Source organism: Pseudoalteromonas sp. McH1-42 (genome assembly GCF_022347845.1).
GTDB lineage: Bacteria > Pseudomonadota > Gammaproteobacteria > Enterobacterales > Alteromonadaceae > Pseudoalteromonas > Pseudoalteromonas rubra_D.
This window is the reverse complement of the sequence record NZ_JAKRFU010000001.1, coordinates 96,009-117,602: the sequence shown is the minus strand read 5'-3', so window position 1 is coordinate 117,602 and position 21,594 is coordinate 96,009. Positions and strand designations below refer to the sequence as shown.

16 protein-coding genes are annotated in these 21,594 nt (G+C 46.5%); 12 read left to right on the top strand and 4 right to left on the bottom strand.

Going from position 1 to position 21,594, the window contains the following annotated elements:
* Positions 1–20: 20 nt before the first annotated feature.
* The 6 genes from glgC to rluF all read left to right on the top strand — a co-directional run bounded on the left by glgC (position 21) and on the right by rluF (position 7,602).
* On the top strand, positions 21–1,319 hold the full coding sequence (glgC, locus tag MHN31_RS00475; RefSeq protein WP_125557062.1) for a glucose-1-phosphate adenylyltransferase: 1,299 nt from the start codon (positions 21–23) through the stop codon (positions 1,317–1,319).
* Positions 1,320–1,329: 10 nt separating this feature from the next.
* The gene (locus MHN31_RS00470) at positions 1,330–2,871 is read left to right on the top strand and encodes a glycogen/starch synthase (RefSeq protein WP_239443144.1); all 1,542 of its coding nucleotides are present in this window, start codon (positions 1,330–1,332) and stop codon (positions 2,869–2,871) included.
* Positions 2,872–3,028: 157 nt separating this feature from the next.
* On the top strand, positions 3,029–4,246 hold the full coding sequence (locus MHN31_RS00465) for an HDOD domain-containing protein (protein WP_125557057.1): 1,218 nt from the start codon (positions 3,029–3,031) through the stop codon (positions 4,244–4,246).
* Positions 4,176–5,345: a DUF418 domain-containing protein gene (locus MHN31_RS00460; protein ID WP_239443143.1), complete on the top strand. Its 1,170-nt coding sequence runs from the start codon at positions 4,176–4,178 to the stop codon at positions 5,343–5,345. The genes MHN31_RS00465 and MHN31_RS00460 overlap by 71 nt, the downstream gene beginning before the upstream one ends.
* A 20-nt stretch (positions 5,346–5,365) precedes the next feature.
* Positions 5,366–6,472, top strand: a complete 1,107-nt coding sequence (locus MHN31_RS00455) for an ABC transporter substrate-binding protein (RefSeq protein ID WP_138537898.1) — start codon at positions 5,366–5,368, stop codon at positions 6,470–6,472.
* A gap of 185 nt (positions 6,473–6,657) precedes the next feature.
* On the top strand, positions 6,658–7,602 hold the full coding sequence (gene rluF / locus MHN31_RS00450; RefSeq protein WP_125557051.1) for a 23S rRNA pseudouridine(2604) synthase RluF: 945 nt from the start codon (positions 6,658–6,660) through the stop codon (positions 7,600–7,602).
* 32 nt (positions 7,603–7,634) lie between these two features.
* Here rluF and MHN31_RS00445 read toward each other — a convergent pair whose 3' ends face one another.
* Both MHN31_RS00445 and MHN31_RS00440 read right to left on the bottom strand, forming a co-directional pair.
* A complete protein-coding gene (locus MHN31_RS00445; RefSeq protein ID WP_239443142.1) occupies positions 7,635–10,688 on the bottom strand; it encodes an efflux RND transporter permease subunit in 3,054 nt (1,017 codons plus the stop codon).
* A gap of 1 nt (position 10,689) precedes the next feature.
* Positions 10,690–11,769 carry an efflux RND transporter periplasmic adaptor subunit gene (locus tag MHN31_RS00440; protein ID WP_239443141.1) on the bottom strand — a complete coding sequence of 360 codons (1,080 nt, stop codon included), beginning with the start codon at positions 11,767–11,769 and terminating at the stop codon, positions 10,690–10,692.
* A 96-nt stretch (positions 11,770–11,865) separates the two neighbouring features.
* On the opposite strand from MHN31_RS00440, the gene MHN31_RS00435 reads away from it, so the two are divergent.
* From MHN31_RS00435 to MHN31_RS00415, 5 genes are all read left to right on the top strand, one after another.
* Positions 11,866–12,762: a LysR family transcriptional regulator gene (locus MHN31_RS00435; RefSeq protein ID WP_125557045.1), complete on the top strand. Its 897-nt coding sequence runs from the start codon at positions 11,866–11,868 to the stop codon at positions 12,760–12,762.
* Positions 12,746–13,063 carry an MGMT family protein gene (locus MHN31_RS00430; RefSeq protein ID WP_125557043.1) on the top strand — a complete coding sequence of 106 codons (318 nt, stop codon included), beginning with the start codon at positions 12,746–12,748 and terminating at the stop codon, positions 13,061–13,063. Before MHN31_RS00435 ends, MHN31_RS00430 begins: the two co-directional genes overlap by 17 nt.
* A gap of 34 nt (positions 13,064–13,097) precedes the next feature.
* Complete coding sequence (locus MHN31_RS00425; RefSeq protein WP_138537894.1) at positions 13,098–14,069, top strand: DUF523 and DUF1722 domain-containing protein; 972 nt, start codon at positions 13,098–13,100, stop codon at positions 14,067–14,069.
* On the top strand, positions 14,069–15,448 hold the full coding sequence (gene phrB, locus MHN31_RS00420) for a deoxyribodipyrimidine photo-lyase (RefSeq protein ID WP_239443140.1): 1,380 nt from the start codon (positions 14,069–14,071) through the stop codon (positions 15,446–15,448). The genes MHN31_RS00425 and phrB overlap by 1 nt, the downstream gene beginning before the upstream one ends.
* A 231-nt stretch (positions 15,449–15,679) precedes the next feature.
* On the top strand, positions 15,680–15,955 hold the full coding sequence (locus tag MHN31_RS00415; protein ID WP_010381157.1) for an HU family DNA-binding protein: 276 nt from the start codon (positions 15,680–15,682) through the stop codon (positions 15,953–15,955).
* Between the two features lie 44 nt (positions 15,956–15,999).
* On the opposite strand, the gene ilvN is transcribed toward MHN31_RS00415, so the two are convergent.
* Positions 16,000–16,497 carry an acetolactate synthase small subunit gene (gene ilvN, locus MHN31_RS00410; protein WP_239443139.1) on the bottom strand — a complete coding sequence of 166 codons (498 nt, stop codon included), beginning with the start codon at positions 16,495–16,497 and terminating at the stop codon, positions 16,000–16,002.
* On the bottom strand, positions 16,497–18,218 hold the full coding sequence (locus tag MHN31_RS00405) for an acetolactate synthase 3 large subunit (protein WP_239443138.1): 1,722 nt from the start codon (positions 18,216–18,218) through the stop codon (positions 16,497–16,499). The genes ilvN and MHN31_RS00405 overlap by 1 nt, the downstream gene beginning before the upstream one ends.
* A gap of 402 nt (positions 18,219–18,620) precedes the next feature.
* On the opposite strand from MHN31_RS00405, the gene MHN31_RS00400 reads away from it, so the two are divergent.
* Positions 18,621–21,569: an immune inhibitor A domain-containing protein gene (locus MHN31_RS00400; protein ID WP_239443137.1), complete on the top strand. Its 2,949-nt coding sequence runs from the start codon at positions 18,621–18,623 to the stop codon at positions 21,567–21,569.
* Positions 21,570–21,594 lie beyond the last annotated feature (25 nt).

Genomic DNA, 21,594 nt, shown 5'->3' with positions numbered 1-21,594 from the left:
CTTTTTAATGGAGATAATGAATGCCCAGTTATGCAAACCGTTATATTAGTAACCTGACCAGAGAAACTTATGCATTGATCCTGGCTGGTGGTCGTGGTAGTAGGCTGCATGAGCTGACCGACTGGAGAGCAAAGCCCGCGGTGTATTTTGGAGGCAAACACAGAATAATAGACTTTCCGTTATCAAATTGCATTAACTCGGGGATCCGCCGGGTTGGCATAGCGACACAGTATAAATCGCACTCTTTGATCCGCCATGTCAACCGCGCTTGGGGTCACTTTAAGAAAGAGCTGGGAGAGTCAGTTGAGATTTTACCGGCGTCTCAGCGTTATGGTGACGAGTGGTACTGCGGTACGGCGGATGCCGTATTCCAGAATATGGACATTATTCGTCACGAGCTGCCTAAATATGTGATGATTTTATCAGGCGACCATGTTTATAGAATGGATTACGGTGCTTTGTTGGCAAAGCATGTCGAAACCGGTGCCGATATGACCGTATGTTGCCTAGAAGTACCGTGTGAGGATGCTGCCAATACCTTTGGAGTGATGACAGTTGATGAGAACAAGCGAGTCCGACGTTTTGATGAAAAGCCGGCTTCGCCAAGTGAGATCCCGGGTAAACCTGGCGTCTGTTTAGCTTCAATGGGCAATTACGTGTTCAACACAGAGTTTCTGTTTGAGCAGCTAAAGAAAGACGCGGAGCGCGAAGGTTCAGGCAGAGATTTTGGTCATGATATCATTCCGGCCATTATCGAAGAGCATAATGTATTTGCATTTCCATTTCGTGATCCCAGCCACCCGGGTCAACCTTACTGGCGTGACGTGGGCACACTAGATTCGTTCTGGGAAGCGAATATGGAGCTGGTATCTCCGCAACCACAGCTTGATTTGTATGACCCGAGCTGGCCAATTTGGACGTATCAGGAGCAGTTACCACCAGCGAAGTTTATTTTTGATGACGACGAAAGGCGTGGTATGGCTGTGGATTCAACGGTATCTGGCGGCTGTATTATTTCTGGATCCAGAGTACGGAAATCTCTATTGTTTTCAAATGTTCATGTACATTCGTATTGTGAAATAGAAGGCGCAGTGGTTCTGCCAGGTGTGGTGATTGAGCGCCATTGTCGTATCAAAAATGCCATTATTGATCGCAGCTGTCACATACCGGAAGGCATGGAGATTGGTTATGATCAGGAGCAAGATAAAAGAAATGGCTTCAGAGTCTCTAAAAACGGCATAGTGCTGGTGACCCGTGATATGCTTGTTGCATTAGAAAAGCAACAGCTGTTGGCAGGTCAGAACCAGGAAACGGCGTAAAAGGACAATCATGCATGTAGTTATGGTGGCAGCGGAAAATGACCGCTTGCCGAGTTGTAAAGTTGGGGGTGTTGCGGATGTGATCCGTGACATTCCTTATGCATTGGCAGAGAAGCAAATTCGCTGTTCTGTTATCGTGCCAGATTATGGCCAGTTCGAACTCAATCGGGAGTTTGTTGCAGATATTGCAGTACCTTTTAAACAGCATTTAGAAACCGCGACACTCTGGCGGGTCGCAAGTGACTCAGGCGTGGAGCAATATGTTGTGTCACATTCGTTGTTCTCACAACATGGTGGAGCCATTTATTGTAATGATGGCGATCAGCCATTTGCAACTGATGCCAATAAGTTTGCACTATTCTGTGCCGCAGTCAGCGAGCTGCTTGAGCATGAGATGATAGGGCCGGTTGATGTGCTGCATCTACACGATTGGCATGCCGCTGTGGTGGCAGTCCTGAAAGCGTTCAGCCCTCGTTTTGTGAATTTAAAACAGATCAAAACTGTCTATACGGTGCATAATCTCGCTTTGCAGGGGATCCGGCCTTTTAAGCATGATGACTCCAGTCTGGAATCCTGGTTTCCAACTCTGAGCTATGATGGTAGTCGGATATGTGATCACATCTACCCCCATTGTTTTAATCCTATGCGCGCTGCAATAAACCTGGTAGATAAAGTACATTTGGTCTCACCAACCTATTGTCAGGAAGTACAGCTAAGCAGCGATCACGAAAGTGGCTTCTTTGGGGGAGAAGGGTTGGAGCATGATATGCAAGCTGCTGACAGAGCAGGTCGGCTGGCAGGTATTCTCAATGGGTGTATTTATTCTCAGGATACTGAACAGGGCGCAGAAATCTCGCTGAGCCACTACTGTGATTTGGCGGAGCAGGCGCTGCTTGTATGGATGTCCAAGCGATCAGAACTAATGCCTGCTCATTACATTGCTCACCAGCGTGTCATTCAGTGGCGTCAACATGGTCAATTTCGTCGCCCATTGGTCACCAGTGTTGGACGTTTAACGGATCAGAAGGCGCTTTTGCTCAGACAACCAAAAGAGGGTCAACTGATCCTGGATAAGGTGGCAGCCTTGATAAATGATTACGGCGGTGTATTGGTTATTCTGGGTTCAGGCGATCCGCATCTTGAGTATCTGTTTACTCAGGTCATGGCCCGTCACAGTAATGTTATGTATTTACAAGGATATGGACAAGCATTGGGCGATCATCTGTATGACCTCGGTGACTTGTTCCTGATGCCCAGTTCGTTTGAACCCTGCGGGATCAGTCAAATGTTGGCTATGCGTGCCGGGCAGCCTTGTCTTGCCCATCAGGTTGGTGGGCTAAAAGACACCATTGCACATGAAGAAACAGGCTTTCTGTTTGGTGGACGTAACCTGTCTGAGCAGGCAGAGCAGTTACTTGAAGGCTTAAAGCAGGCGCTCGATATACATAGGCATGAACCGCAAAGGTACCGTGATATTAAGGACAATGCAAAAGCGCAACGATTCAGTTGGGATACCATTGCCAGTCAATATATCGAAAAATTGTATGAGTAGGCGTTTGCCTGCTCGCTCTGCTATCGACTATTCTAATACATTAATGTTTTAGTTTGATTTTTTTTCTAATGAAATGGGGTTAAAATATTCCCCATTAAGACAAACTAATAAAACAAAAGTGCTATTAATTGAGCAGTAGATAGCTGGGAGCAGTGATTTGAAAGTGTTTGTGGCAAGGCAGGCCATCTTTAACAGGAAGAAACAGGTGGTTGCGTATGAATTGCTGTTTCGAGATGGTAAACAAAATTGCTTCCCCAACATTGCTGACGATGCCGCGACAGCGCGGCTCATCATGGACAACCAGCTCAATCTGGGCACTCGATATCTGACTTCTGGTAAAAAGGCACTTATCAATATCGGAGAAGAGTCGCTTAATCAAGAGCTCGCGCATTTTCTGCCCAGCAGTGATGTGATCCTGGAGTTGTTGGAGACGATCCCCCCGACAAAAGACAATTACGAACGAGTCAGGTCGCTGTTTCACAATAACTACCGATTGGCATTGGATGATTTCACCTACTCTAAAGACTGGGAGCCCTTTCTTAAACTGGTCCGCCTCATCAAGTTTGATTTGGTTGAAAGCCCACTGGATACAATCGGCCCGCTCGTTGAGCAATTGAAAACACGCAAAAACCTTAAATTATTGGCTGAAAAAGTAGAAACCGAAGAAGAGTTCGTCGAGGCAAAAAAGATGGGTTTCACCTTTTTCCAGGGTTACTTCTTTGCAAAGCCCACGATGATTTCTCAACAAGACATTGAAATAAACTATGCTATAGTCATGTTGATCTACGCAGAGGTATTGAAGCCACATATGAATCTGGGGCGGATTTCGGAGCTGTTTGCCCAGGACACGGCCCTGGCTTACAAGTTGTTGCGGTTGATCAACTCAGGGGTTTTTCCAATAAAGAGTCGCATTGAATCTCTCAAGCAGGCTTTGGTGTATCTGGGGAACGAACGTGTACTCAAGTTTGTGAACCTGATTATGACCGCTCATGTAGCAACGAATAAACCAACCGAGCTAACTCGTCTCAGCATCGTTCGTTCACGTTTTTGTGAGCTCATCGCACAGCAAATTGCGCCGGGCATAGCCGGTATGAGCTTTCTGGCCGGGTTGTTCTCCTTACTGGATGCTATTTTGGATAAGCCAATGGAGCTGTTAGTTGGCCGATTACCTTTTCCAGAGATGATCCATGATGCGCTGCTGGGTAAATCAAACACTTTGTATTATATCTTAAATGTAGTCAGGGCTTATGAAAGTGGCAGCTGGTGGGCATTACAGGAAGCCTGTGCGATGCTAAATATGGAAGATGAAAGCTTACCAGAGTTTCATGCATCTGCTGTTACCTGGGCTGACATGTATCGCGACCACGTTTATTAATGTGAGAAATCAATACCTTGATAGCCTGAGAGGGTTTGCATTACTGGGGCTGAGCCTGACAAACTTATTCTTTATGGCAAACTTTGCCTATGGTTATGTTCCTCCAGTTACACGCGACGGGATGGAATCTGCTTTGTCGCTTTTAACCACTGTGTTTGCCGACGGTCGTTTTCGAACGCTGTTTTGCCTGGTGTTTGGTGCAGCCTTAGTGATTCAGTATAAAGTGCAAAACAAGGGTGAAGATAATCTCTTTGTTATCAAATCCCGTTTATGTGTGCTGGGCTTGTTTGGTGTGCTACACGGTTACTTACTCTGGCCCGGAGACATTCTGCTGAATTATGCGTTGTCCGGGTTGCTGGCGCTAATGTGGCTGGATGCAAAAGATAGATTGCTAAGCGCGGCGCTACTGACAGTCCTTCCGGTTATTTTGCTGGTGATACTCAGCATCCTTGTCGGTGAACCTGGTTTTGACAGATCAAGTGCCGAGTATGCAACACTACTGAGCTCTTTGCCGGTAAGTTATGCCCAGTTGCTGAGCCAGAATATTAGTCATTTCAACATGATGATCATTCTTATCCCGTTGGCAACTTTGTGGAATACATTAGGTTTGATGCTGTTAGGGATGGAACTTTTTGAACGAGGTTGGTTTTCAGGGCAGCGTTTTGTCTCTGGTAAGGTGATGTGGACTTGGTGGTGGGGAAGTGTGCTTGCATCCTTGCTACTTTGGTCAAATAACGAAACCACTGTGGGGCACATGCTGGAAACATTGAACTGGTTGGCCGCAATACCTATGGCCTTATGTTATTTGGTGCTGTTACAAGCCATCCGCCAACTTTGGCCCAAGCTTAGCTTGGTATTTGCGATAGTGGGGCGTTATTCCCTGTCTTTGTACTTGCTACAATCAGTGGTTGGGATTTTGGTATTTCATTTTCTTTTTCCTGCGACCAGGGTGTCTTTTACTCGCGTCGAGTATTTTGGGTTTTTCCTGGCGCTGACCCTGGTTCAGGTGATTTTAGCTATACTGCTTGATAGGGCAAAGAAAACTGGCCCTGCTGAGTATTTATTGAAGCGTTGCGTGCGGCGCCTTAGTGATATGTAACATTTAAAAGGCTGTTTATTGTGAAGTTGTTGCAGTGTATTTTATTGAGCTGGGGGTTGTTTTTTGCCCCTTTGAGTTGGGCTAAGGCCGATTTTTCAGTACTTTTAGTGAACCCTTCTATTTCCGGTGAGCCGTTTTGGCAAAAAGTCGAATCTATTGCTCAGGCCGCCAGTAAGCAGCTTAATGTAAAACTGGACGTGATTTACGGTGATGGCAGTCGCTACATTCAGCTGGAAGAACTACAGAAATACCTAGAATATCGAGCAACACCTGATTTTGTTGTTTTGATGCTATACCCCGGCAATGCTGAGCAACATCTGGATTTGCTGGAAAAGTACGGAATACAGTACTTAACCTTAGAACAAACCATTAATGGGCCTGAGCAGGTGGAGGTTGGCAAACCCGGACAAAGATATAAAAATTGGTTGGGTGAGATCTACTTTGACAATTTCCGGGCAGGAGCGGACCTGGCTCAGGCTTTGACCGAGTCATTGCGCGAGAAAAGGCCTTCAGTTAAACCTCAGGCTCTTGCAATCAATGGTCATTATGGCAGCGAGTCGGATGCCCGAAATCAAGGCGCGCAGTCTTTTTTTGGCAGCCAGGGCGTTGCTTTGCAACAATCCATTTATGCAAGCTGGTCAAAAACCCAGGCGATGGAAAAAACGCAGCGTTTACTCAAACGTTACCCCAATACAAATATAATCTGGAGTGCATCAGATCTGATGGCGATGGGGGCACTAAGTGCGGTTAAGCAGCGCGGCGAGAAGGAGCAGACCTTCGTAGCCATAGGCGGATTTGACTGGCTCAACGACACGCTCAGGTTGATTGAAAAGGGCGAATTGCAGGCCTCGGTCGGTGGTCACTTCATCATGGGTGGGCTGGCTATTTTGTCTCTGTATGATAAGTTTCATGGCCATTCCTATTGGCAAACCAACCAATCGATTACTTATCCTCTCGTGGTCATTAATGAACACAATGTGCATCGCTACATATGGCTGGCCGAGAAAATTGACTGGACAGGCGTGGACTTCAGCGGGTTTAGCTTGCTTAACAATAAACAATCAAATTACTTGGTGTCTCCGACGTTTTTAGCCAAAGACAATGCCCCAGGCGTCATTGGCGACTGAGCAAGTTATAACGTTAGCTAAGTTAGAGCCGCCACTAGCTGATGAAATATTTCTACTGGCGATGAAATTTTGTTACCATGCGCCCCCCGTAACTGCCCGTTGGTCATGCAGCCCCGACTCTGAGCCCATGTGCCGGATATCGGACAGTATTGACTCATTGCACAGAAAAAGAAAAGTGCCCCTTTATGAATGAACCTAAGCGACTAAATAAATACATCAGCGAAACCGGGTTTTGTAGCCGCAGAGAGGCGGACACCCTGATCAGTGACGGCCGTGTCAGTGTTAATGGTCAGATTGCCGAAATGGGTCTGAAAGTCAGCGATGCAGACACCATTTTGGTTGATAATAAACCGCTCAAAGCCAAGCCGAAGCGGGTGTACATCGCTTACAATAAACCCGTTGGTGTGACCTGCACAACAGAGCGAAAAATAAAAAGCAATATTGTCAGTGCCATTCAGTATCCGGAGCGTATTTTTCCTATTGGCCGTTTGGACCGGCCTTCAGAAGGGCTGATCTTTTTGACCAATGAGGGCGATATCGTCAACAAAATATTGCGCGCTGGCAATAATCATGAAAAAGAATATGTGGTAACCGTCAATAAGCCTGTCACCGATGCGTTTATAAAGGGTATGCGCTCGGGCGTGCCAATTCTTGGCACTGTGACTAAAAAGTGTTTTGTCAAAAAGACCGGGGCCAGACAGTTTACCATTGTTTTAACTCAGGGGCTGAATCGTCAGATCCGACGTATGTGTGAATACTTTGATTTTGAAGTACAAACACTGAAGCGTGTGCGGATCATGAATGTGAACCTCAACGGTTTAAGACCTGGACAGTGGCGCCATCTGAGCGAGTCTGAAATGGCAGAGATTAATGCTTCAATTGAAGGTTCATCGAAGACCGAAGAGGCGTCTGTGGATACGTATAAACGTACGCAGCGTCACACTGCGAAACCGCGTCAAGATGGTGAAACAGCTAGCAGAGGGCAAAGCAGAAAGTCTGCGTCTGAGCAAAAGCGTAAGCGCTCAGGCAATTCACATGGTGATAATACAGCAAATCGTGATAGACCGAAAAGTCGCTCGGGCGCTAAGCCAAAAGGCAGGGTGAAAGGGACTTTGTCTCTCAAAAAATAACTAAAAAAAGGGCCGCTCACTGCGGCCCTTTTTTATTTTGGTGCGGTTACTTTGAAGAACAAACAGTAAATTACGGGAAGCACTATCAAAGTGAGCACGGTGGCAAAACCTAGGCCAAACATAATGGTGACTGCCATGGATTTAAAAAATACATCGAATAGGAGCGGGATCATACCTAAAATGGTTGTCACGGCCGCCATAGATACGGGCCGTACACGACTGACCCCGGAATCAAAAACCGCCTGATAGGGGGCTTTTCCGCTATCCAGTTCCAGGTTGATTTGATCCATCAAAACAATGCCATTTTTAATTAACATGCCAGACAGACTGAGCAGTCCCAGCAGTGCCATAAAGCTAAATGGTGCCTGAAATATGACCAGCCCCGCGGTTACGCCAATAATAGCCAGCGGCACAGTGCTCCAGATGACCAATGGTTTACGCACTGAGTTAAATAGCAACACTGTGATGATAAACATGGATAAGTATCCGAGCGGGAGTGAGCCAAAAATGGCCTTCTGAGCTTTACTGGACGACTCAAACTCACCACCCCACTGCATTTCGTAGCCTTGCGGTAACTCGATTGCTTCAATGTCGGCGCGGATCCGGGCAAACAGTTTAGCCGGTGTTTCATTACCAATCACATCATGATCTGCCATGACGGTAATTGTGCGTTTGCGATCCCGGCGCATGATCAGGCTGTCTTCCCAAATGACTTCAACGTCATCGAGGATCTGGCCCAGCGGCACATACACATTGAGTACAGGACTGAAAATTTGCAGGTCGACCAGATTTTCAACGTTGCGACGTTCAACCTCGGGTGCTCTGGCCACAATCGGTAGCATTTTAGTGCCATCCCGATATAAACCTACTGTGTTGCCCGACACACTTGTCAGCAACAGCTGGTCCAGGTCAGATTTACTGATCCCCAGTCGCCTTGCTTTTTGCTCATTAAAGACCGGCTCAAGTACTTTAGAACGTTGACGCCAGTTATCGCGAATATTAAATGCACCAGCGTCTTGTGCCAGGCGGTTTTTAGCTTGATCAGCCAGCCTGCGTAGTACCACAGGATCGGGACCAGAGAAACGCGCTTCGATTTTTGCATCTGTAGACGGGCCAATTTCCATGCGTTTGATTTTAAGCTTTCCATCCAGCTCGTTGTGGGCAGCAAACTCTCTTACTTTCGCTATCATAGTCGCAACAGCTTCTCTGTCGCTTACCCGAATGATCAGCTGACCATAGGATGCATATTGCTTTTCCGGGCTATATGTCAGCATAAATCGGGGCGCACCCTGACCTATGGTGGTGGTGATCTCCTCAACCAGCTCGTCGGATTGCAAAAATGCTTCCAGCTTTTCCAGATTATCTGCTGTACTTCGAATGTCAGCGCCCTGATAGTGCCAGTAATCGACATAAAACATGGGCGTATTGGAAGCAGGGAAGAACGATTGCTTTACTGACTTAAAGCCAACCATCGCACAGCCAAGGAGCGCTAGCATGGCGATGACGGTTGTCCAACGGAATCTCAGGCACACGCTGAGTAGCGCCTTGTAAGCGGTAAAAATCATACCCTGATAGGGGTCATCAGTCTCTTTACCTTGCTGAATTTCTTGTTTGAACAACATGTTGGCAAAGAAAGGTGTCAGGGTAATGGCGGTAACCCAGCTAAGTAGCAATGAGATTAGCAGTACCCAGAACAGCGAGCCGGCAAATTCTCCACTGGCATCTGAGCTCAGCCCAATTGGGGCGAAAGCGGTAATACCAATCACAGTTGCACCTAACAAAGGCCACTTGGTTTGCTCTACAATATTAACCGCTGCTTTTATCTTGCTTTGTCCACGTTTGAGGTTGATTAGGATCCCTTCTGTGACCACAATAGCGTTATCGACCAGCATACCCAGCGCGATGATCAAAGCGCCAAGTGATATACGTTGTAAGTCAATTGCGAACATCTTCATGAAAATGAAGGTGCCGAGCACTGTTAGAAGCAAGATACCGCCAATAAGAATGCCACTTTTAACACCCATAAAGATCAACAGCACGACAATGACGATGGCAACGGCTTCAAGCAAGCTGACAATAAATCCGTCTACGGACTTCTCCACTTCCATTGGCTGGTTGTAAACGGTGTGGACTGACATACCATGAGGGCGTTGATATTCCATTGACGTTAGGTGTTTCTCTATGGCCTTACCGATTTCTACCACATTAACACCAGAGCTGAAGGAAATACCCAGGAGCAAAGATTGATCGCGATTGTAACGGGTAATATGCGTTGGGATCTCAGCGTACTCGCGTTTTACGGTGGCAACGTCGCCTAAGTAGATCAACTCTTTGGCACCGGGCTTAGAGATCAGTAAGTCTTCGAGTTCAGAAACTTGACTAAACTCGCCTGTGGGGTGAATTCGGATAGATTCGTCTCCAACACGGATTTTACCCGCGTTAGACACGCTGTTTTGGGTCTGCAGCAGTGAAAAAATACGGTTGTGGGATATCCCCAATTGTGACAGCTTCTGACTTGAAATTTCAACAACCACCTGCGCTTGCTGTTCTCCTGCTATGGTTACTTTACTGACGCCATCCACCAGTACCAGTTCTCGTTTCAGGTAATCTACGTATTCTTTTAGCTCTTCATAAGAATAGCCATCGCCCGTTACCGCATATAACACGCCATATACGTCCGCAAAGTCATCCATTACTTTGGGCGTGAATACGCCAGGAGGCAGGTCTGGTTTTAAGTCGTTTATTTTACGTCTTAGCTCATCCCAAATTTGTTTCAGGTCTTCCTTTCGGTAAGTACTTTTCATCTCCACCGTGATCTGCGATTGGCCCGGTGATGAGATAGAGGTAACGTAATCCACATAAGGCAGGCTCTGGATGGCATTCTCTATGGGATAGGTGACTTCCTCCTCAACTTGCTGCGGTGATGCACCTGGATACACTGTGATCACCATGGCTTTTTTGAGTGTAAACTCCGGATCTTCCAGTTGCCCCAGGCCAAAGTACGAAACTGTGCCTGCTAAAAGCAACAGCAGTGCGAACATTGCACTGATCACCTTATTTTCAATAGACCATTTGGCAAGACTCATTTTACAGGCCTCGCTCTTTGGTCCATGGGCGTACTTTCAGGCCTTCCCTAAGGTGATGGACTCCGGCCGAGACAACGACCTCGCCAGGTTTTAATCCACTCTTGATTTCGAAACCTTGCTGGCGCAACTGACCAGGCTGGACAGCACGTTTAGACACCAGTTGGGTCTTAGGATCATATATCCAAACGTAATGGTTGCCTTTCGCTGCTTGCGTTTGATCGGAAAATACCGCTTCATTCGGTACTATGATTTCCGATGTGTTGTGGTTGGTGATCTTGCTGGGATCGACATAGACATGACCTGTCATCCCGGCGAGCAAATTAAAGTCCTCTGGGATGGGCAGTGAGAAGACAACCTTGTAGGTCAGCGTCGCAGGGTCGGCTTGCGTATCCCATTCTTTAATATTCAGCAGATAAGATTTATCCGGGTAACCATCAAAAATGACGGTTGGATGATATTCAAGATCTTTATTAACCCGAGCAACCAGTTTTTCAGGCACCTGGATGATCACGTCCATACGGTCTCGTGTCTCAAGGCGTAAAATATTCTGTTTTGCGACTATGTTTTCATAGTTTTTCACGAAAACTTTGGCAATCGTACCGTCGAATGGGGCTCTGAGCTCGCTATTTTCGAGGTTGGTTTGGGCTATTTTGAATGCTGACTCGGCAACTTGTTCGTTTGCTAGTGCCTGATCATATTCCGCTTTACTGGCAATCGATTTTTTATATAAAGACTCGATCCGATTAAGCTGGGCAACGGCGAGTTCAAACTGGGCTTTTCGCTGTTGATATTGAAGATCAAAGTCTTCCGGGTCGAGTTTTGCCAGAAGCTGCCCTTTTTGCACTTCCTGACCGGCCAAAACAGGAAACTCCATCAGTTCCCCATTAACCCGAAAAGCAAGATAAGAGCCCTGGTTTGCAACAACTTCCGCAGGAAAGCTGCGCAACAGACTGGCTTGAGGGTCAGACACGGTATGCAATTTAACCGGGCGAATGACCTGAGTTGCAGTGGTTTGCTGTGAGGCATCCTGACATGCGGATAATAACAACAAGGCTGGAAAAAAGAGTGCGAGTTTATTCACCAAAATTACTCCCTCAGACTAAAACTTAGTGCAGGATAATGAATTTGGGCATAAAATAAAAATTATTAAAACTTTGGTATAAAATAAATTTTATTTATGAAGTTGGCAGATATTCAGGTACTTGATGCCGTTGCAAATGCACAAAGTTTGAGCGAAGCGGCAAAACATTTATATAAGTCACAGCCCGCTGTTACGCAAGCGTTAAAACGCTTGTCTGATGAACTGGGGTTTGCGTTGGTTACGCGCGAGGATTATCGGATCCGACTTACCGAGCAGGGGAAGCGTTTTCATCAGCATGCTCAGAAGTTGCTGGAACACCATAATCATTTAAAGACCCTGGCGGATGAGTTTTCACAGGGCAATGAAGCAAAATTTCGCATTTGTTATGAACCTATGTGTCATCAGGAAACGTATAACGCCCAGATAAGTAGCACCTTTAAGCAATTTCCTTCTACTGAACTGGTGATCTCAAGCGGTAGACGTTTTGTCGCATTGGAGCAGGTAAACGCCGGCGCTGCCGACTTAGGAATTGGGCCCTGGTTTGATTTGTTTCATGCAACCGGTGAACTGGAATCCATCGCGATAGGCGAAACCAAGCTTGGTGTTGTGGCTAAGCGTGGGCTGTTGCCCAAGCGTATGTACTATGATGAATTGAGCCTATATCCTTGTCTGGCAATGGTTGAGAGTGGTTTCGACTTTGACAGTGAAAGGCTGGCGTATTCTCGTGGATTACACGTGATGAAACTGGATGATGTCAGTACCATTAAACTATTCTTATCCCAGGGAGTCGGATTCGCCCTTACCAGTCTCAATACGTGCAGGCAGGAGTTAGAAAGCGGCGAGCTGGAACGTATAGAGATAATAGACCGACAGCATGAATTCACAGCAGCAATTCACGCTTTTCGTCGACATCAGGGTCATTACGGGCCGGTTGCCAGACATTTGTGGCAACAGTTCACGGCATTAGGAGCGCAGTTTGCAAGAGGAAACTAAAGAGGAATTCAGAATCAGGGTATTTACACTGATAGGCGCAATTCCGGTTGGAAATGTCGCAACGTACGGGCAAATTGCCGGTCTGGCCGGTGCACCTAAGCATGCTCGGGCAGTTGGATACTTGTTAAAGCACTTACCGGCAGGGTCAAGTTTGCCGTGGCACAGAGTGATTAACAGTCAGGGAAAAATTTCTTTTCCGCCGGAGAGCAGTAAGTTTATCGAGCAAAGTCAACTATTACGCTCGGAAGGAGTGCAGGTACAGGGTGGCAAAATTGCCTTACGACAGTATCAATGGTGCTAAATCTATCCGTCATTTTTGAGTTATGGAGAGAGCAATGATAGAGCAAGCTTTTAACTTTAACAGCCCCATAAAAATAGGGATCAGCGCGTGTCTTGCTGGAGACAAAGTCCGTTTTGATTCAGGGCACAAACGTAGCAACTTTTGTATGGATGAATTGGCGCAGTACGTCGAGTATGTACGTTTTTGTCCAGAGGTGGCTATCGGGTTACCTATCCCAAGAAAGACGATCCGTCAGGTGAGAGTAGAGGATGTGATCAAAGTTGGTCCGGCGCACAGCGATGAAGACTATGCACCCGATTTAGCTGAATATGGGAAAAAGGTGTCTGAGGATCATGGTAATCAGTTGTCGGGTTATATCTTTTGCGCAAAAAGCCCGAGTTGTGGTATGGAGCGGGTTAAGATCTACAACGAAGCTGAGACAGGCAATACCTCTGAAGGTATAGGTATATTTGCCGAGCAGATCATGGCGCGCAACCCTTTATTACCTTGTGAGGAAAATGGCCGTCTGAATGATATGCATCTGAGAGAAAATTTTGTGATGCGGGTCTACGTATACAAGAGCTGGCAAGAACTGGTGGTTACCAATCCTGGCTTGCATGAATTGACTAATTTCCATGCCCGTCATAAGTACTTGCTGATGAGCCATAATTACGAGGCCTATCGTGACCTTGGCAGACTGCTTGCAGAGGGCAAAGGAGTCTCGCTTGATGAGCTCAGAAAGACATACATCAGTGGCCTGATGGAGGCATTGTCGAGCCCGGCAAGACGTAAGGACCAGGCTAACACATTATCGCACTTACAGGGGTATTTTAAGAAAGTACTGGGTAAGGTTGAGAAACAGGAGCTGTGCCGGGCGATTGATGACTACCGCATTGGTCAGGTTCCGCTACAGGTCCCACTTACCTTGTTGCGTCACCATTTGATCATGCACCCCAATGACTACCTGATGCAGCAAGTCTATTTTCACCCTTATCCTAACGAGCTTAAGCTGAGGTTCGCGATTTAATGTCTACATTGTTTTGGTTTCGGCGTGATTTGCGCGTTTTTGGCAACGAAGCGCTTATTGCTGCGGTTGAAAATGGTGCGCGCGATGCACTCTTTTTGGTGTGTGAGCAGCAATGGCAAGCGCACAATGCAGCACCTGTACAGGTTGATTTACTTAAGCGGCGGGTTATTTGGCTAGGGCATAAACTGGCTGAGTTGGGTGTGCGCCTGCACGTGCTAGATGCAGGTGATTTTACTCAAGTGCCCGCAGTGGTGTCTCAGTTTTGTCAGGTGAACGGCGTTGCGCAGGTTTACGCTAACCGTGAGTATGAAGTAAATGAACAAGACCGAGATAACGCGTGTCAGCAAGCCGGTGTGCAATTGCACTTATTTGATGGTGATTTGATTGCCCCACCGGGCAGTGTAACGACGGCCAGCAATGAGATGTACAAAGTGTTTACGCCGTTTAAAAAGGCCTGGCTTAAACAGTACGAGCAAAAGCACTTTTACCTGCCCGGCTGGCCTGAAATAAACGCAGCTCCATTTGAATGGGAAGCCCCAGAGTTACTTACAGGGGAGGGTGTTTCAGATAAATGGCCAGTTGATGACGAAACTCTGGTAAAAGTTGTACAGTCGTTTATTCAGGAAAAAATGGTCGATTACAAAGCTAATCGGGATTTTCCTGGTGTCAAAGGCACCTCTGGGCTTAGTCCTTACCTGGCATTAGGAATTGTGTCAGTGAAGCAGCTATTAGCAGAAAGTCAGCTCCATTTTCCCGAACTGTTGCAGATGACCAGTGCACCAGCGTTTAGCTGGATCAATGAATTGATTTGGCGCGAGTTTTACCGACATCTTATCTGCGCTTATCCAAAGTTATGCAAAGGGGTTAACTTTAACGAAAAGTATAATCACGTTGACTGGCGACAGGACGATGCCCACTTTAAAGCGTGGAGCGAGGGCAATACAGGTTACCCTATTGTCGACGCCGCAATGCGACAGCTTAACCAGACCGGGTGGATGCATAATCGTTTACGTATGATTGTAGCGAGCTTCTTAACCAAGCATTTGCTTATAGACTGGCGTAAGGGCGAGCATTACTTTATGAGCAAGCTGATTGATGGTGATCTGGCAAGCAACAATGGTGGCTGGCAATGGGCTGCCAGTACAGGGTGTGATGCACAGCCTTATTTTAGGATCTTTAACCCTATCAGCCAAAGTGAAAAGTTCGATCCGCAAGGAGATTTCATTCGTAAATTTGTGCCGGAGCTGAGCGAAGTGCCGGCAAAATCGATCCATTTCCCTCATGATTATATGCAGGCTTTTGGTATAAGTGGGTACATGAAACCGATAGTTGACCATAAAGCAGCACGGGAAAGAGCGCTTGCTGCGTTTAAGGTTTAACCTATTGCTTACTGTGATCCTCGGCTCAGGTCTGACGGGGCGTGAGGCGTAGTGCATGAAAAGTGAGCAAAAAGTGGGTGTTTTTGTGCCCGTTATGATTACATCCCCGTCAGATAAGGCGAATTAGCTTAAATATTTTAGTTAAAACGGGATTTTAGGCTTGCACAAAGAAAAAAAATGGATAACCATAGAATCCGCTTCGGCAAATTATAAAAACATAGGAATTATACAATGAATAAAGCTCAACTAGTTGAAAAGATGGCGGCTGACGCTGAGATCTCAAAAGCTGCAGCGACACGCGCGCTGGAAGCATTCACTGGTGCTGTAACTCAGTCTCTTAAAGATGGTAACTCAGTGGCACTGGTTGGTTTTGGCACTTTCTCTGTAAAAGAGCGTGCAGCGCGTACGGGTCGTAACCCGCAAACTGGCGCTGAAATCCAAATTCCAGCGGCAAATATCCCTTCTTTCAAAGCGGGTAAAGGCCTTAAAGATCAGGTTAATCCTTAATAGAAAAAGGGGCTTAAGCCCCTTTTTTAGCACTCTACATTCTATTATCCCTTGAGTGCTTTATCTCCTCTCCCTATTCCCACAGTACCAGAACGAACTACCTCAATAATATCGCTCTCATGCCTAAGCATATCCAGGAATGAAGCTATTTTATCGCTGCTACTGGCCAGCTGAACCGTATAACTGCGTTTACCCATATCTAGTATCATACCCCCAAATACGTCTGTAACGCGTGTTACAGAGGCCCTGGTTTGCTCGTTACCTGCAAATACTTTGACCAGTAATAGTTCTCTTTCAATATGACTTGAGTCTGTCAAGTCAATGACCTTAAGTACATCAACCAGCTTGTTTACTTGTTTGGTTATCTGTTCAACAACCCGGTCGTCGCCCTGAGTCGTAATGGTGATCCGCGATAGTGTTGTGTCGTCGGTTGTGCCCACTGTCAGACTGTCGATATTGTATGCGCGTTGAGAAAATAACCCCACTATGCGAGATAAAGCGCCAGGTTCGTTTTCCAGTAATATAGATAAAATTCTGCGCATTATGCTTTTACTCCCTTTTTCAGCCACATATCATCGATGGCACCTAGTTTGATTTGCATAGGATAAACGTGTTCATTTTCGTCTACGCGAATATCAAGGAACACCAACCTGTCAGTGATGGAAAATGCTCTTGCCAGTGCATCATCCAGTTCATCAGGATGATCTACTCGGATCCCTATGTGGCCATAGCTTTCGGCCAATGCCACAAAATCTGGCAAAGACTCCATATAAGAGCTGGAGTGGCGTCCACCATACATCATATCCTGCCACTGCCTGACCATGCCTAAAGAGCGGTTGTTCAAGGAGACTATTTTGACATTCAGGCCATACTGGAGGCAGGTGGAAAGTTCCTGAATGTTCATCTGAATTGACCCATCTCCTGTAACGCATACAACGTCAGCTTCAGGGTAGGCTACTTTTACGCCCATCGCAGCGGGCAGGCCAAAGCCCATGGTGCCGAGGCCACCTGAATTGATCCATTGCCTTGGGTTTTTAAACGGATAATATTGAGCAGCAAACATTTGATGCTGACCTACATCTGAACTGATATAGGCATTACCCTGGGTAACCTTGTAAAGCTTCTCTATGACCGTTTGCGGTTTAATCACGGTGTTCTGTGTATCATATGCTAAACAGCGCTGCTCACGCCATGCTGTGATTTGTTGCCACCACGATTCCTGAGCTGCCCGATCAATACGCAGGGCGCTTTTCTCTATCGCGCTTTGCAGTTGTGAAAGTACAGTTTCTAAACTTCCAACGACGGGAATGTGCGCCGGAATGGTTTTTGAGATTGAAGTCGGGTCAACATCGACATGGACTATGGTGGCATTTGGGCAAAACTTTTTGACGTTATTGGTTACCCGATCATCAAATCGTGCACCCAAAGCGAGGATTACGTCGGCATTGGCCATGGCTTTGTTGGCTTCCAAAGAGCCATGCATGCCCAGCATCCCCACAAAGTTTGGATGCGTGCCGCTGATCCCGCCCAGACCCATTAGAGTGTTTGTAATAGGCGCGTTTAGGGTTTCAACCAGCTCAGTTAATTGCTCAGATGTATTTGAAAGAATGATGCCGCCACCTGAATACACAACCAGCCGTTTGGCGCCCAGAATTGCATCTACCGCTTTTTTGATCTGGCGAGAATGCCCTTTAGAGCTGGGGTTGTAGGTACGCATATCAATTCGAGCGGGCATTTCATAGGCGTATTTAAGTTGTGGGTTCAGAATATCCTTGGGCAACTCAACGACGACAGGACCTGGTCTGCCAGAGCTTGCCAGATAGAAAGCTTTTGCCAGTACAGTCGGGATTTGTTGGGCATCACGGCAGTTAAAACTATGTTTAACAATTGGACGTGAGCAACCAACAATGTCTGTTTCCTGGAAAGCATCATCGCCAATTAAATTAGAAGGTACCTGGCCTGATAAGACAACCATAGGAATACTATCCATATAAGCCGTAGCAATACCTGTTACACAGTTTGTCGCCCCTGGGCCAGACGTAGCCAGCACGACTCCAGTCTTGCCTGTACTTCTGGCGTAGCCATCTGCCATATGCGTGGCTGCCTGTTCGTGTCTAACCAGGATATGCTCAATGTCATCTTGTGCAAACAGTGCATCATACAAATCCAGCACAGATCCGCCTGGGTAGCCAAATATATAGTCAACATCGAGCTCAGTCAGCGCCTTAACTACCAGCTCCGAGCCATTAAATTGCTCATTCATTACCTCATTCCTCAGCAAAATTTAAATTAAAGGCAAAAAAAAACCCCGCTGGTGCGGGGTCTGTGCAAACGTTCGCTCACAACGGCCCCGCCGGACTTATCACTAAGACCAGTACGAGTACCACAACTGTGAAGAATAGTGTTTGCATGTTTAATATCTGCGTAAAAGTTTAATCTGATGTTCTTTATTTAAAAGCCTAAACGCGGCAGTGTCAAGGCTCAAAAATAAACAAAGTGCATTATTATGCCTTTTTGGTGTTTTAAATATTGAAATGTAGTGTTTCATTGTGTTTATTTGTCATGGGGGTGAATAATTAATGCATTTTTGTGTGGTGGTGGGCAGTTAGAAATATCTTCTCTAACCTGCTACTATCGTGAGCACGATCACATCGGGTAAATCAGTATGAAATTCAGCCTTTTAGTTCTTTTTTTTATTGTTATTTCAGCGCCTGTGTCAGCATTACAGCTGGACCAGCAGCAACTGCGCTTCTGGCTCGAAAAGCGTGAAGGAAGAAGTTTTTCTGATTACGAAGCCAGACAAAAGATCTCAGACTATCTTATTGGATTTCAGAGCCCGGTTTTTCGTGTCCCGTTCAATGGCAAACAACCAAAACAGTCAGTGGCCCTGCGTGGTTATCAGGCGGCTTCTTCTGAGCCTTTACAAGGAGCAAAAATCCTGACAATTCTGATAGATTTTCCTGACCTGCCTAATGATGATAATCGTCTGGAGCTGGGTGACTCTGACATGTTTTATGCTCAGTATCCGAGTAGTCATTACCGGCAACTCATTTTCTCAAAGGAAGGTTTTAATGGACCTGGCGGCCAGACTCTAACTAGTGCCTATCAGTATTATCAGCAAGCCTCTGGAGAGAGCTTTGCACTGTCAGGAGAAGTTTTTGGCTGGGTCACGGCAACACAGAACGCAAGTTACTATGGACAAAGAGTGGGTGTCCAGCGTGACATCAGGGTAGCAGACTTGATTAAAGAAGCAGTTGAGTTGGCTGTGGAACGCTATGGTATTAACCTCAGTGACTATGATTTGACAGATCTGAGCGATCGTGATGGTGATGGCAATTTGAATGAACCTGATGGTGTTGTTGACCACATAATGGTATTTCATTCTAGCATTGGAGAGGAAGCGGGTGGAGGAGTGTTGGGCACTGACGCCATTTGGTCCCACCGCTTTGTAGTTGCACAAGACGGTTACACACCTGTGGCGGTCACAAACAGCGATGTACGTATTCTCAATTATACAATTAACCCGATTGATGCGAGCATGGGTGTAGTTGCACATGAATTTGGTCATGAACTCGGGTTAATAGATGAATATGACTTAAACAGTAGCGCAATTGGTGAACCGGTGGCGAATTGGTCGGTAATGTCCAGTGGTAACTGGTTAGGCTCACTACGTGGCTCACAACCTGTTTCATTCTCTCCTCGTAACCTGGAAAGGTTACAGCAAAAGTTTGGCGGTAATTGGGTTAATCAAACTCAGTTGCAACTCGCGCAATTAACCCAAGGCTATCAAGCCAATATTAGCCATATAGGCGAATATACGGGGGAAACCGATCAACTTAAAGTCATATTGCCAGCCAGATTAGAGTATGTTGGAGAACCTTTATCGGGACAATATCAGTATTATTCCGGACAGGGGAATGACAAATTAAACACAGCCAGCATGACGTTCTCTTTGCCGGCGTCAACAGACTTAACCCTCACAATGCAGGCTCGATTCGATATTGAGAGCGGCTTTGACTTCTTTCAGGTAAAAGCGAATCAAATCCCGCTTGTGGGGAATTATACCAAAATGCAGCACCCAATATATCCAACAGTCACCCATTATATTGATGGCCACAGTGGCCAAGTAACCGGTGGTGAGAATGGCAGCAAGGTGGCTGACCTAAGTTATTCGCTTGCAGCATACGCAGGTCAGACGGTGACTCTGGAGTTTCTCTATCAGACCGACAGTATTGAATATGGCTTTGGCCTGTTGTTGGATGATATCTCAGTCGTAGGTGATGAAAACACTGTTGTACTGGCAGATGCGGAGTTCTCAGAACAAATGTCTTTAAATGGATTTACCAGAATAGGTCGGTATCGCGAAGGGTTGGGGCAGGCTTATTATCTACAACTTAGGTCCCATCTTGGGATTGACGCTGGCCTGCAAGGCGCAAGCTATGCGCCAGGAGTACTCGTTTGGTACGCCAATGAGAATATTGAAAATAACTCCGTTTCTTTTCGCCCCGGAGAAGGCAAAATACTGGTCGTTGATAATGACCAGCAGATCATACCTGGTGCAAATGGCATTAGTCCGGCAGCCACCCGTATTCAGTTAAGAGATGCCACGCTGAGATTACAGGATCAACCTGCGGGGCTTGGCGACACTCAGTTGCAGGCTATTTATATGTTCAATGACAGCCAGGACTATAGCCATCCTCAGCAACCAGTTTCAGGAGTTGTTCTGCCTGAACATGGGGTAACAATCGAATTACTGGAAGTGAGCGAGCAGTATCAACAAGCACAACTACAATTAACAGCGGCCTCAGAGCCAAAGGTTATTGCCAGTGCAGAGGGGTTTAGGGCCAAGTTTTCAGTCTCTGGGTTAGCTTTGAGTACGTTAGATACATTTGAATGGCAATTTGGTGATGGTAATAGTAGTAAGTTTCTTACACCTGAGCATGAATATAGCAGTGAGGGTGTCTATACCGTCGTCTTTACCCGAACAAACGCCGCTGGTGAGGTGCAATCCGTTAATCAGCAAGTGACCATAGCGCCGCCGCTGGAGATCCTGGATACCAAGATTACAGACGACAATGGAAATATTACTGCCAGTGTGGCGTATCGTGGCGGGGTGTCACCGGTAGTAATCAGCTGGGACCTTGGTGATGGTACAAATTTAGATGGAGCCGAGATCCAGCACCAATATAATTTATCAGGGCGCTATCGGATAGTGGTGTCATTACAAGACGCTAATGGCAGCAAAGCAAGCAAATCAATAGACACAAGCGTTACCGTCCCCCTGGTAGGTGAGATTAACGTATCGCAAAACGGCTTAACAGCCAGCTACAATGCTTCAGTAAGCGGTGGGTCTGGCAATTATGCAGTGAGCTGGAAGTTTGGAGATGGTCACGAAGGGAGTGGTGGGGCTATCAGCCACACGTATCAGAGTGCAGGAAGTTACCAGGTGGCAGCGACAATAACGGATCTTGATGACGGTCAAGAGGTAAAAGTAACAGCAGATGTAACGCTCTCTGTTGCAACCAGCAATGATCAGGATGGTGGGGCAGGCAGTTTGTTATGGCTAAGTGTGTTGCTACTGTTAATGATTCAGATAAAAAAACGCCCTGCATGAGCAGGGCGTTGGTATTAAATGCGCG